Source organism: Deltaproteobacteria bacterium PRO3 (assembly GCA_030263375.1).
Classification (GTDB): domain Bacteria; phylum UBA10199; class UBA10199; order DSSB01; family DSSB01; genus DSSB01.
On the sequence record SZOV01000014.1, the window covers coordinates 35,207 to 48,556 of the forward strand.

11 protein-coding genes are annotated in these 13,350 nt (G+C 63.7%); 6 read left to right on the top strand and 5 right to left on the bottom strand.

Annotation, left to right across the window (positions count from 1 at the left end; translation table 11 throughout):
• Window positions 1-74: 74 nt before the first annotated feature.
• The 6 genes from FBR05_04185 to FBR05_04210 all read left to right on the top strand — a co-directional run bounded on the left by FBR05_04185 (window position 75) and on the right by FBR05_04210 (window position 8,281).
• Window positions 75-1,667 carry an NAD(P)/FAD-dependent oxidoreductase gene (locus FBR05_04185; protein ID MDL1871385.1) on the top strand — a complete coding sequence of 531 codons (1,593 nt, stop codon included), beginning with the start codon at window positions 75-77 and terminating at the stop codon, window positions 1,665-1,667.
• A gap of 80 nt (window positions 1,668-1,747) precedes the next feature.
• On the top strand, window positions 1,748-3,727 hold the full coding sequence (locus FBR05_04190; GenBank protein ID MDL1871386.1) for a VCBS repeat-containing protein: 1,980 nt from the start codon (window positions 1,748-1,750) through the stop codon (window positions 3,725-3,727).
• 148 nt (window positions 3,728-3,875) lie between these two features.
• The gene (locus tag FBR05_04195; GenBank protein ID MDL1871387.1) at window positions 3,876-4,430 is read left to right on the top strand and encodes a hypothetical protein; all 555 of its coding nucleotides are present in this window, start codon (window positions 3,876-3,878) and stop codon (window positions 4,428-4,430) included.
• An 18-nt stretch (window positions 4,431-4,448) separates the two neighbouring features.
• A complete protein-coding gene (locus tag FBR05_04200) occupies window positions 4,449-6,098 on the top strand; it encodes a hypothetical protein (GenBank protein ID MDL1871388.1) in 1,650 nt (549 codons plus the stop codon).
• A gap of 93 nt (window positions 6,099-6,191) precedes the next feature.
• On the top strand, window positions 6,192-7,436 hold the full coding sequence (locus FBR05_04205) for a VCBS repeat-containing protein (protein MDL1871389.1): 1,245 nt from the start codon (window positions 6,192-6,194) through the stop codon (window positions 7,434-7,436).
• A gap of 173 nt (window positions 7,437-7,609) precedes the next feature.
• Window positions 7,610-8,281 carry a peroxiredoxin gene (locus FBR05_04210; GenBank protein MDL1871390.1) on the top strand — a complete coding sequence of 224 codons (672 nt, stop codon included), beginning with the start codon at window positions 7,610-7,612 and terminating at the stop codon, window positions 8,279-8,281.
• Window positions 8,282-8,360: 79 nt separating this feature from the next.
• Here the strand turns inward: FBR05_04210 and FBR05_04215 are convergent, their stop codons facing one another.
• The 5 genes from FBR05_04215 to FBR05_04235 form a co-directional block, all read right to left on the bottom strand.
• On the bottom strand, window positions 8,361-9,077 hold the full coding sequence (locus FBR05_04215; GenBank protein MDL1871391.1) for a DUF4215 domain-containing protein: 717 nt from the start codon (window positions 9,075-9,077) through the stop codon (window positions 8,361-8,363).
• Window positions 9,078-9,623: 546 nt separating this feature from the next.
• The gene (locus FBR05_04220) at window positions 9,624-10,415 is read right to left on the bottom strand and encodes a hypothetical protein (protein MDL1871392.1); all 792 of its coding nucleotides are present in this window, start codon (window positions 10,413-10,415) and stop codon (window positions 9,624-9,626) included.
• 186 nt (window positions 10,416-10,601) lie between these two features.
• On the bottom strand, window positions 10,602-11,801 hold the full coding sequence (locus FBR05_04225) for a hypothetical protein (GenBank protein ID MDL1871393.1): 1,200 nt from the start codon (window positions 11,799-11,801) through the stop codon (window positions 10,602-10,604).
• A complete protein-coding gene (locus FBR05_04230) occupies window positions 11,801-12,394 on the bottom strand; it encodes a hypothetical protein (GenBank protein ID MDL1871394.1) in 594 nt (197 codons plus the stop codon). The genes FBR05_04225 and FBR05_04230 overlap by 1 nt, the downstream gene beginning before the upstream one ends.
• A gap of 215 nt (window positions 12,395-12,609) precedes the next feature.
• Entirely contained in the window at window positions 12,610-13,071 is a 462-nt protein-coding gene (locus FBR05_04235; GenBank protein MDL1871395.1) for a hypothetical protein, read from the bottom strand.
• Window positions 13,072-13,350 lie beyond the last annotated feature (279 nt).

Sequence of the window (13,350 nt, forward strand, 5' to 3'; positions counted from 1 at the left end):
CGCCCTGATCTGATCTTGACTGGGCGTTCCAAGCGCATCATGGGCCCAAGCCCTCCGCATTTCAAGGGAGAAACATGCCGTCGCAAATCTACAAACCCGAAAAGGTCCAAGGCCCCTTCGACGCTATCGTGATCGGCTCCGGCATCGGCGGGCTGGCCGCGGCCGGGCTGCTGGCCCGCGAAGGGCGCAGGGTCCTCGTCCTCGAGCGGCATTACGTCGCGGGGGGCTTCACCCACACCTTCTCCCGCAAGGGCTACGAGTGGGACGTCGGCCTGCACTACGTCGGTGAGGTGCACCGGAAAAATTCGATCCTGGCGCGGGTCCTCGAGGCCCTGACCGGCGGCGCGCTGCAGTGGAACAAGATGCCGGCGGTCTACGACCGGGCCTGCTTCGGCGAAGAGGTCTTCGACTACGAGGCGCCGCGAGAGCGGCTTCGGCAGAGGCTAGAAGAAAGATTTCCCCGCGAGCATGGGGCCATCACCGAGTATTTCCGCCTGGTCGACGAGGTGAACGGCGCGGCGAAGAGCTTCTACATGGCCAAGGCCCTGCCCGCGGCGCTGGGCGCCCTGGCGGGTGGGCTGCTCTCGCGGCGTTTTCATCGGCTTTCCGACTGTACCACCTACGAGGTGCTCTCGGGCCTGACCTCCGACCCCAAGCTGATCGGCGTCCTGACCGCGCAGTACGGCGACTACGGCCTGCCGCCCAAGCAGAGCAGCTTCGCCATCCATGCCCTGGTGACCCGGCACTATTTCGACGGCGGGAATTACCCCGTCGGCGGCTCGGGCCGCATCGCCGAGACGATGGCGCCGGGCATCGAGGCGGCGGGTGGACAGATCCTGGTGAAGGCCGAGGTGCGCGAGATCTTGCTGCGTGGGGGACGCGCGGCCGGCGTGAGGCTGAGCGACGGCCTCGAGATTGCCGCGCCGCTCGTGATCAGCGACGCGGGGGCGGGCAACACCTTTATGCGCCTCATCCCCGAGTCGGAAGGGCGCGTCGCCAAGATTCGCCGGGCCCTGCGCGAGATCAGGCCCTCGGCCGGCCACCTCTGCCTCTACGCCGGGCTCAAGCACTCCGGCGCCGAGCTGGGGATCACGCCCACCAATTACTGGATCTACCCCGGCTACGACCACGACCGAAACCTCGAGCGTTTCCGCCGGGACCCGGAAGCCCCTTTGCCGGTCTGCTATCTTTCCTTTCCCTCCTTCAAGGACCCGGCCTGGGAGGCGCAGCATCCGGGGCGCTCCACGATCGAGGCCATCACCTTCGCGCCTTACGACTGGTTCCGGCGTTGGGAGGCGACCGAGTGGCGCAAGCGCGGCGCCGACTACGAGGCCCTCAAGGAGCGTTTCGCCCGGCGCCTGCTCGAGCAGTTGGACCGCTGGGTCCCGGAGGTTCGAGGCAAGATCGATTACTACGAGCTCTCCACGCCGCTCTCGACGCGGCACTTCGCCAACTACCCGGAGGGCGAGATCTACGGACTCGACCACACGCCGCGGCGCTTTCGCCAAACTTGGCTCAAGCCCCGCACGCCGATCCCGGGGCTCTTCCTCGCCGGACAGGACGTGGTCAGCGACGGCATTGCTGGGGCCTTGATGGGCGGGGTCTTGGCGGCGGCCGCCGTCCTGCGACGCAATGTCTTGCAGGATTTAATGAAGCCGCGCCCCTGAGGTATTTTCTTGATTCCATGAGGGAATTTTTCTAGGGTCCCCGCGGGTTCTGAACCATTCTATACAATAAGGAGCATTCCATGAGTGTGAAGCCTCTCAAAGGGGCGCTGGGCCTGAGTGTCCTCGCCGCCTTCAGCGTCGGAGCGATTTCCGCCTCGGCCCAAACCTTCGATACGCCGCCCAGCGATTTTATCCTCGAGCCGCCTCCGGTTTCGGGCGAGACCTTCTTTCTGCCGCCCCTCCCCACCACCTTGAATATCGGCAATTTCGATTCCAGCGTCACCTCATCCGTGACCGGCGCCGAGCTCAACGACGTGGTCGTCATGGGTTTTCCCGCTTTCAACGACGATCCCGAGTCCCTGACTCACCGGATCTGGACCATCGTTCACGACAGCGGCAGCAACACCCGTTCGCTCACTCAGAGCGACCCCTCCGACATCGTGGTGACCTCCGAGGAGGAAACCTTCTATTTTCAGCCCTCCAGCGTCCAGGTCACCGACCTGAACGGCGACGGCCAGAATGACTTGGCCTTCATGGATCCTTCCAGCTTTTTCTTGAGAGCCGTCGAGCCCGTCCCCGAATTGTCGGCCCAATTCAAGTTCCAAAAGTCGGGCAGCGGCAATCCCGCGAGGGTCCTGGGTATCCCGGGGCAAGGCTCGGCGCCCTTCTTCGCCACCTCGATTAATGAGCTCGGTTCGCAAAGCGACGATGCCAGTGCGCCGGCGCCGTTTTTCTCCGAGATCTCCCAGCCGGTCCTGGCCATCGGGGATTTCGACGGCGACGGGGTCTCCGACCTGGCCTTCTATGACTTCATCGCCGCCCTTGCCCAAGGGGTGAACGGCGATCTCGCGGCGGTCCTGCAGAACAACGGCACCTTGAACCCCCTGCCGCGCACCGACACCGTCTTGAACGTCCCCAGCGACGTCGGCGACCAAAACGGCGGCTACAACGTGGCCGCGGCCGACCTCGACGGCGACGGTATCACCGACTTGGTCATCACCTTCGACGTCGACAACGGGGACACCGCGGGTCCGGACCGCCTCTTGGCCTTCTTCGGCAACGGCGACGGCACCTTCAACCCCGACCCCGCCGTCAATGTCGCCTTGAGCGACGGAGATCTGCACGGCTTGGTGATCGGCGACTTCGACGGCAATGCCTTTTTGGATTTCGCCCTCTCGAATGCCGGCCTCAGCGACGGACCCTCGACCGCCGGCGAAGTCTTCGTGATCCTCTGCGGCCCCGGCACTCCCGCGGCTTGCAGCCTGACCACGCTGACCTTGCCTCAAACCGTCGTCACCAATCTGGCCTCGGCCGACTTCAATAGCGACGGCTTGGACGACCTCGCCTTCACCCAGTTGAGCTGCACGACAGATCCCTGCGACAGCGGCTCGATCGTGGGTAATGTCGGCGTCTACCTCAACCAGGGCGGCGCCTTCGGCAATTCCCCGGACCAAACCCTGCTCTTGGGCGGGATCGAGACGCGTCAGTTTCTCCTCCAAGTCGTCGCGGGAGACATCGACGACTGCGGCGGGCCCGACCTGGCCTACATCGGCATCCAGATCCCCGAGGAAAGCCCCGAAGTCACGCCCACGATGAAGCTCGCGACGCTCGCCGGCGATGTCAAGCTGGGGCTTATCGGTACTACGACCAGCTACGCCTCGGTCGCCTTCAACGCCAACGAGGCCCCCGTCGCCGACGCCGGCGAAGGCACTCAAACCCCGGGCGGCATCCTCGTGGGCGGCGATCCCACCTGCGCGGATCCCTCCGACGACACCCAGGCCATCCTCTGGGAAGTGGTCTCGGGCACTGCGACGATCAGCGATCCGACCGCTGCCAACCCGGTGATCACCAACGCCAGCATCGGGGCGGTCCTGCAGGTCACCTGCACGGACGCCTGCGGCCTCTCCGACAGCGACACCGTGACCATCACGAACCCGACGCTTCTGGAAGGTTCCGGCTGCAGCCTCGGCCTGACCTCGGCGGCGGTCTCCCCGGCCGCTTGGGCCCTGGGGTTGATCGGCCTCCTGCCGATGCTGGCCCTGCGGCGCCGCTCGCGGTAAAGAAAGCAATAGCTTGTGAAAGCGAAAAACCCGGATCCGCGAGGATCCGGGTTTTTTTTTAGGGGTAAAACGCCGGGCTCGCAGGGTTGAACTTTCATTTGGCAAGGATCCTCCCAAGGGTTAACCTGCGGCCCTCAAGGGAGGAACCATGAAAAAACTCGCCGTTGCCGTCCTGTTTTCGCTGCTCGGTTTCCAAGCCTCGCTGCACGCCGCCCCGCCGGCCGGTCCCGCGGCCGACAAGGCCGCCGTGCAATTGATGTTCGTCCAATCCGCGAAGGGCGTCGCCTTCGACGGAAACAAGATGACGCTCAAGGGCATCAGCCCCTCGACGCTCTTCTTCGCCGACCGGCCCGAGCGCATCACCGGCCACCTGACGGTGCCCGCCTTCCTGAAGGAATGGGACGCCGGCAAGGACAGCTTCAAGTCCGACCCTCCCAACGCCACGCTCTCGATCTTTTCCGACAACAAGGTGGACTACGTCGTGGTCGAGCTGATGAACCCGGTGCTGAACGGCGAGGATCTCACCTACGAGGTGCGCGTCCTGCAGGGCACGCCGCCCGCGAAGGGCGGGATCAGCTCGCTCTTCATCGACTGGTATTCCTATCGCTGGGGGGATTACTGCCACCGCAATTGGTATACGGGGGCGGTTTACTGCTATCGCCCCGGTTGGTACTATTATCCCGGCTACCGCTACTACTGGTAAAGCGGACCCCCTGGGGTTATGATGATTTCCTGCGGCAATTCCTTGCCGTCGGGGAGGAATTTGGGGCGCTATTCCAAAATTTCGCTTACTTTATCCGTCTTGGCCTGTCTGTCCGCCTGCGGCGCCGGGGAGGCGCCCCAGGGACCTTCCGGGCCCCCGCCGGTTTCGGGAGGCAGCGACGCGCTTCCGCCGCGCTTGCAGAACGCCACGCCTGCCGCGGGTGCCGTCGAGGTGCCGGTGACGGCGGAGGTGTCCATCGTCTTTGACGAGACCCTGGATGAGGCAACGACCCGGTTGCGCGGCCTGCGCCTGTTTCGCGGCGGCGACGAGGTGACGGGGCAGATCGTCCCCTCGCCGGCGGGAGTGACCTTCGTGCCGCTGGAGACGCTGGAGTACGGCTCCGAATACGAGGCGGTGGTGGACGGCGGCGTCTCGGATCTCGCGGGCAATCCGCTGGGATCGGAAATCCGCTGGGGCTTTCGCACCGAAACATTTTCCAGCGAGCTGCCCCTCGTCTTCCTCGATCCGCTGGGCGTGACGATCCCGGACGAGCCGAAGATCCCTGCTCGTCTGCGCCTCGAGGGCGGCGACGGCAGCGTCGATTACGAAGGCTGGGCGGGCGTCGAGATCCGCGGGCACTCCTCGCAAAACGCGCCCAAGAAGCAGTACGGCTTCGAGACCTGGGACGAATTCCAAGACGAGGTCGAGGTGGAGTTGTTGGGCATGCCCGAGGAGAGCGACTGGATCCTCCAGGGAAATTATTTCGACTCGAGCCTGCTGCGCAATTACTTCGCCCTCGAGCTGAGCCGCGCGACGGGCCGCTACGCTCCTCGGATGCGCTTCGCCGAGCTGTTTTTGGCCCTCGCGCCCGGCGACCCCCGCTATTGGGGCGTCTATGCCGTGATGGAGAAAATCAAGCGCGACGCCAACCGCGTCAGTCTCAAGAAGCTGGAATCCGACGACAACGCCGAGCCCGAAGTCACCGGGGGCTATCTCCTGGCGATGGACAAGCTGAATCCCGGAGACCTCTATTTCGAAACCGCGCTCGGCACCCGACTGCTCTACGAGTACCCAAAGGGCGAGGACATCACCGCCGCCCAGGCGGCGTGGATCCAGGGCTACGTCGAGGGCTTCGAGGCCGCGCTCGCGGGCCCGGATTTCCGCGATCCAGTCTTGGGGTACCGGGCTTTCCTAGACGTGGAAGCCGCGGTGGATTTTTTCCTGGTGAACGAGCTGCTCAAGAACGTCGACGCCTTCGCCTTCAGCACCTTCCTGTCGAAGGAGCGCGGCGAGAAGCTGCGCCTGGGACCGGTGTGGGACTTCGACCTGGCCATGGGAAACCTGCTGGGCGGAGGCCTGGGCGCGCCGGAGGGTTGGCTGCTTTGCGAGGGGCGGTGGATCGGCCGCCTGCTGGAAGATCCGGATTTCGCCGCCGCCGTCGCGGATCGCTATCAGGAGCTGCGCGCGGGGGCCTGGAGCGATGCCGCCCTAGCCGCTGTCCTCGACGAGGCGACGGAGGCCCTGCGCGAGGCGGGGCCGCGCAACGACCGGCGATGGTATCGCCGTCAGGACTTCACCTTCGAGGGCCGCGGCGCGGAGCTGCGCGTCTGGCTGACGGCCCGCCTGGCCTGGGTCGATTCGCACATAGAAAACCTCTGCCTGCCGTGATATAAAGGGGCGAAACTTCCGGGGGCGCGCGGGACGATAAGGACCGCGGCTTGGGGTCGCCGCGTTACCGCGGATTAATAGAAAGGAATCCAAATGCGTACATCTTCCTGTTTTCGTATCTCGGCCTTGTCAGTGATGCTTTTCACCCTCGCCGCTTGTGGCGGAGGCAGCGGTGGGGGTGGCGGTGGCGGTGGCGGCGGTAATCAGGGCCTCGCCAACTTGAATTTCGGGGCGCCGACTTCCTTGGTCGCCGGCAACGCGGCCTCCGTGCCAGCCAAGGCCCAGGCCCTCTACGTCGGCGATTTCACAGGCGACCAGAAGCTGGACTTCGCCGTCCTCAACACCGCGGTCGGGGTCTTCGTCGGCAACGGCAACGGGACCTTCCAAAATCGGCTGGACGCCACCTCCCTGGTCACGAGCCCGTCCGCACTGGCGGCCGGGGAATTCGACGGCCAACCCAATGTCGAATTGGCAGCGACCTTTCCGGGCACGACCCAAGTCGACATCTACTTCGATCCCAATCGCGATGGGCAATTCGCCGACAACGCCCCTTTCGCCATCCTCAACGGCAGCAGCCCCGAGGGATTGGCGATCGCCGATTTTACCGGCGACGGCAAGGACGACATCGCCGTCTCCAATTCGGACGGAAGCCTGACGGTCAAGGTGAACACGGGCTCCGTCACCTTCAACGATTTTTCCTTTTCCTCGGCCGGCAAGCTCAACAGCCCGCGCAACGTCGTTGCCGGAGACTTCAACGGCGACGGCCGTCCCGACTTGGCCTTTGCGAATTTCGGCGGGGACAGCCTGACGGTCTGGATGAATAGCGCCAATGCCAACCCGGCCTTTCTCTTTCCGGGCTCCAATGCCGACAATTCGCTGGCCCTGCCTACGGGCGCCGGCGTCCAGGGCGTGACCGCCGCCGACTTCAACGGCGACGGCAAGCTCGACTTGGTTGCCGCCAATCCCGGCACCAAGAACGGCAGCGTCTTCCTCAACCAGGGCAACGGGACCTTCGGGAGCGCCGTGACGGTGCCCGCCGGCGCCGACGCCTTCGCGGCGGCCGCGGCGGATTTCAATCTCGACGGAAAGATGGATCTGGTCATCGCCAACGCCTTCGGCGTCAACGGGGTGGACGGAGACTTCTGCGTCTACCTCGGCAAGGGCGACGGCACCTTCGACGCCCCCAAGACCTTCACCGCCGGCAAGGACGCGGCCGACCAACCCAACCACCCGCGCTCGGTGGCGGTGGGCGATTTCAACGGGGACGGCAAGCCCGACCTCGTCATGGCGGGTTCGCCGGGCGACACGGCGATCGTAGTCTTGAACACCTCCAATTGACCTTGCCGGTTTCGCGATAGGCGCCCGGCGGGGCGCCTTTTTTTTTTGGGCATTCCCGAGGATTTTCCCGGCCATCCCGCTTGCCACCGGCGGCGTCCGGACTCCCGCCTTGCCGCCTCCGCGGGGCCGTGATATTTCCCGAAATCGCCCCCAAGAAAAACATAGGAGGAAATATGAGCAACGCCACCGCCACCCCCGCCGCCCCCGAGGCAGCCCCCCGCATCGAGCTCAACGGACCGGCCCCAGACTTCGAGGCCAACACCACCCACGGCCCCATCCGCCTCTCCCAGTGGGAGAAGGACAAGTGGGTGATCCTCTTCTCGCACCCCGCCGACTTCACGCCGGTCTGCACCACCGAGTTCATGGAATTCGCGAAGATGTACGAGGAATTCAAAAAGCGCAACGTCGCCCTGCTGGGCGACTCGATCGACAGCGTCTACAGCCACATCGGCTGGGTGAAGAACATCGAGAAGAATTTCGGCGTGAAGATCCCCTTTCCGATCATCGCCGACCTGGACCAGAAGGTCGCCCGGCTCTACGGCATGATCCACACGCCCAGCGCCGCGACCGCAACGGTTCGCTGCGTCTTCTTCATCGACCCCAAGCGCAACGTGCGCGCGATGGTCTACTATCCGCTCAACGTGGGCCGCAACTTCGACGAGATCCTGCGCGTGGTCGACGCCCTGCAGACCGTCGACAAGCACGGCGTCGCCTGTCCCGCCAACTGGCGGCCGGGACAGGAGGTGATCGTGCCGCCGCCGGTGACCGCGCAGGCCGCCGACGAGCGTGTCGCCGACAAGTCCCTGCAGGTCACGGATTGGTATTTTTCGAAAAAGAAGATCTAGCCTCGGCACCGCTCGCCCCTCGCGGTTCGAGCGGGCTTTTCATGCAAAAACGCCGGTCCCTTGGACCGGCGTTTGTCGTTTAGCGGTCCTTCCGGAATAAGCCCAGCAACCCCGCGGAAAGAAAAGCCAGGGCGGCGCAGGAAAGATAGGGCGGGCTCAGCCAGGTCTGCTCGACCATGCTGCAGCTCCAACCGCCGGTTCCTTCGGGGCCGGCCATCGCCTGGACAAAATCGTCACCGAGCGTCTCGTCGCCTTTCGCGGTCTCGGCCGCCGAGACGGGCGAGTTTGAGCGGTTCTCTTCGTCCTCGGGAAGGGAGGGCGCGATAGGCGCCTCCTCGGCCGCGGGTTTTGGCTCGATTTGGCAAAAGCGGTCGCAGCCGTCGCCGTCCGCGGTATTGCCGTCGTCGCATTGTTCGTCCTTGGTCGTGAAACCGTTGCCGCATCCCGGCTCGAGAGGAAAGATCGGCTTCATCTCTTGGCGGCATTGGGCGTCGCAGCCGTCGCCGTCCGCGGTGTTGCCGTCGTCGCATTGCTCGTCCTTGGCGTTCACGGCACCGTCGCCGCAATAAGTTTCCACCGGGAAGATCGGTTTGGGCGCCTCGATTTGGCAGAAGATGTTGCAGCCGTCGCCGTCCACGCCGTTGCCGTCGTCGCACTCTTCCGGCGCGGCGAGCATGCCGTCACCGCAGCCGGCGGGGACTTTAAATCCCCCGGCCTCTTGCCCCGACGCTTGCCGAGCCGCACCCCAGGCGATGAGGGCGAAGAGGGCGATGAGAATTATTTTTCCTAGCTTCATATTTCCTCCTTAAAGCACGAGGCCTCCCTGCCTCGCGAATTCCATCTTTTGGTAAAGCAAGGCGTGTGCCAGGTTAATTTACTGATTTTATTGGATAAAATATTAGGAGGTCGACGGTATGTACACAGGTTGGACTTGAATCCGCACAGCTTGAACAAAGAAAAAAAACCGGGGCCCCCGATGGGGGCCCTCGGCCCGGGCCTTTGGCAAGGGGTCCTCCGGCCCTAAACGGATTATTTTTTCAGGGGGGCCGCCGATTTGACGGCGAGGTGAGCGGCCGATTTCACCGCCAAGTGCTCCGCGGACTTGGTCTGAAGTTTTTTCGGCCCCGAAGCGGAACCGGCCTCGATCCCGCCCAGCAGGCGATAGGCATAGAAGCCCTCGCGCGTCTGGGAGGGGAGGGATCGCACCGGGAGTCCTCGCGTCGCGCCGGCGATTCCCCGATCGACTTTCCAAGATGGGCTTCGGCCCGAGTAGAGGCTGGGATCTCCGCGATCCACGGACATAGGTTTCATATTTCCTCCAAAATATTTTGGGTGGAATGTCTTAGGCCGCAATGAACACGAGCCCGTCCTTGACGCCGTCGTGCTTCGCGACGGGGATGTCGCCGTCGCTGATCTTCCAAACCACCGGCGAGAGCTCGACTGGGGCGCTCTTCGGGGCGGCGGTCGCGGGCTTGGCGACCTTCGCGGCGGTGGGCTTCGCGACGGGGGCGTGCTTCGCGGCCAGCTCCTGCTTCTGCATCGCGTGCCACTTCGCCTGATGGGCGTTTTGCTCTTTGAAGCGCGCGGCGAGGGCGACATTCTCGGAGACGTGGCGCTTCTCGAGGGCCTGCTTCTCGCCGGCCTGCTTGTCCGCGAAGATTTTCTTGTCGGCGGCCTGGGTCTTTTCGAAGGAGGCGATCTGCTCGGCCGAGGGTTTCTTCGCGAGGAACTTGGCTTTCACCTCTTTTTGATGGGCCTCGAAGGCGCCCAGCTCGGCCTTCTGCTTCCCGCCGAGGGCCTTCTTCTCGTCCTCCTGCTTGCCGTAGAGGGCCTTGGACTCGCCGAGCTGGCGGCCCTTCAATTTGGCGACCTCGACGTCCTGCTGCTGCTTCAACTCGTCGGCCTCGCGCAGCGTGCCCTTGGGAGCGGTCTCCGCCTTCGCGCTGGTCTCGAGCTTGCCGAGGCCGACCGAGGCCTGCTTCGCGGCGCCGACGTCGCCGCCGGCGGGCTTCGCGGGCGCCGGCTTGGCGCTCTTGGCACCGAGGAGGCCGCCGAGGATCTGGGAGACCCCGGCCATATCCAGCATCATCTTCACGTCCACCGAACCGCTGCTTTTTCCCGCTCGATTGATCATTTTCGTGCCCTCCATTATTGCGTTCTGCAGCTATGTATTACAATCGGGATGCCAAATTTAAATACATGTAATTATTAATAATTTTTAAAAAATCGCGCCGAAAACACCCCTGAACTGGCACAATATGTACCGAATGACGACACATCTTGAACAGTCGGGTTCCTGCCCGGGCTAGTGGCCTCGCGGTTAAAAATCCGGATCCGAGGCCTTTTGGGGCAGAGGCGTTTTGGGCAAGGGCTTGCCGGCCTTCGCGTAGAATTCCGGGTGCGCGCCCTTGTCGAGGCTCAGGAACTGGGCCTTGTTCAGCTTCAGGCGTTTGCCCTCGAAGACGGCGAGAAACTCGTCTTGCGACTTGTGCTTCCAGAGGTACACCGGCGCCTTCGCGGTGGGATAGCCCTCGACGGGGATGGTGTAGTTTGCCGCCTCCGCGTCGCTGACGCCGGTGAAGCTGGTCGGCCCGGAGCTCGCGGCGGCCGCGGGTGTTTCCGCCTTGGTTGCGACCGGCGCCTCGATTTGGACGGGCGCGGGCTTCGGCGGGACGGGCTTTGGAGCCGCGGGTGCCTCGGTCTTGAGGGCCGGGCCGGTCTCGCCTTTCGGCGCGCTGGGCGCCGGGGGGACTGGGACCTTGGGAACTTCAGGCGGCGTATGGATCGGCGCGGCGACTTTGGGAGCGGCTTTCTGCGACGGCGGAAGTTTTTTCGGGGCCGCGGCCTGGGGCTTCGAAACGACCGACGCGGTTTTAACCGGGGTCTTCTCGGGCTTGGGCACCGCGGCCTTCTTCGGCATTTTTCCCGCGAGCGTTTCGGCGGGCGCCTTCGTCGGCGCCGGGATCGCGACCAAGAGCGGCGCGCCGTAGGTCCTCGGAAATTTTTTCCCGAAGGCGCGGTAGCTGCCGGTGGCGTAATCGTAGGCCGGGGCGCGGTGCCGCGCCTTCATGAGCCTCTCGTAGACGCCGCGGTCGTGCTCGAGGCCCTTGCGGTAGGCGCAGAGCAGCGCGTCGGCGTTGTGATATTTTTGCTTGGCCTTCGCCGCGGTCGCCTCGAGCTTCGCGATCGTGCCCGGCTTCGCCTTGTCCTCGCGGGCCTTCGCGACCGCGGTCCGGGCCCTCTCGTAGCCGGAGAGCGCGGCGTTGTATTCCTTTGCCGCCTTGGCGTATTCCTGTTTCGAATTTTTCAGGTTCTCCCGCGCGGCCTGCAGGGCCTTGTCGGCCGCCGGATCCGCGGCGGGCTTCGCCTTCGGCTCATGCAGGCGGCGTAACTCGAGTCCCGCGACGAAGAAGTCGGGCTTGCCCTTCGCGTCGCGAGGCACGGTAACTTCCTTGCCGCTGAGGCTGTCGCGCAGTGCTAAGACCATCGGGGTTTTGGCGATCGCGGAGGAGCTCTTCATCACGCCGCCCCCTTCCGCGTCGCGCTCAGCGCCGCGTGGTTTTTCGCGAGCGTCGCGCCGGTCGGACCGCTCAGCTCCTCGCCCGCCGGGGCGAGGCCCTTCGCCGGGAGCGAGGGCTTCGCCAGCTTGGCCCCGGATTTTTCCATTTGCTGTTGCGCGCCTTTGGCCGCGAGGGCCTTCTGCTCGTATTTTTTCTTCGCGACACTGGCCTTGGCCGAGAAGAGCTTGGCCTCTTTCACTTTGCCCATCGACTTGAAGGCCTTCGCCGTGTTCTCAAATTTCTCGTACTCGGCCTTGGCCTGGGCGAGCTCGGCCTCGGCCTTCGTGACGCGGCCTTTCGCGGCCTCGTATTCGCCCGGCTTTTTTCCGACGCCGGCGGTCGCCGCCTTGTCCACGAAGAAGGAAGGCCTGGCGAGCGGCTTCGGCTGCCATTTCCCGTGGTGCAGCTGCTTCAGACCGTAGCTCGGTTTGTGGAAGGCATCGGCCTTGGGGCTCGACTCCTTGCCGGGCTTGAGGAAGCTGGGTTGCACCTCGATCGGGGTCGAGGGGGCCCGGGGGCCGAAGAATACCTTGGAAAAGCCGTCTAATGACATCGTGTGCTCCTTGAGGCCTAAGAAGCCTCGAGCTTAGATAAAGCAAGCGGGATGCCATAAATAACTATTTAAAATTATTAATGTTATTTAGATTTATTTCAAAAGGCAGTCTTCGAATCTGCGCAAGCTGCACGCCGAACCTGCGCAAGTTGTAAAGGCGGGCGAAAAAAAACCCGGCCGAAGCCGGGTTTCGAATGAGGAAGGGTTGAAAGAAATTAAGCCTGTTTCTCCAGCGCCACGCAGGCGGCGGGGTTTAAGATCTCGTGCATCTTGGCCAGGAAGGGGCAGTCGGTCTGGGCCAGGTAATCCAGCATCAGCCGGTACTCGCGGTGGCCCTGCTTCTGCATCAGGTGCCGCGCGGTGGCGAGCGAGACGCCCTTGTTCTCCTCGACGATGCGCTCCAGGGCGTTGACGAAGCCGTTGAGGCGATTCAAATCCTCTTGGATCTGCTGCTCGGCGCTGAGCGAGCCCAGCTCCGGCAGCTGCTCGGGCGAGATTTCCAGGGCCAGGACGCTCATGTAGAAGTCGTAATCGGCGATCTGGCTGCGCAGCTCATGGATGTCCTCCATGGCCTCGAGATAGACCGAGATCTTCCGCTGCTTGGCCTCGCGGCGCTCCTGCAGGTCGATGATCTCGGCATTGCGGATGATCTGCGTCTCGTTCTGGAACCCGTTCATGCATACCCCCTTTGTGCCGCCTCGCCCGGAACCGTCAGGCGGCGCTACGGGCTAGTAAAGCAAGGGGAGTGCCAGAATACTTTACCTTGAAATCATTAACTTATTTGGTTTTTTGCCCTGTCGCTTCAGTAGAAATCATTCACATTGTGAGCACTCCGGTTACAAGTTTTCCAAAAATTTCCCTGTAGAGAGTCAGGACATGTTGGAGGGTGAGGAGGTTTTTGAGCAGGAATGACGGGGTAAAAAAGTAGGTATCCTCGAGATTTTGGGTTAAAGGAT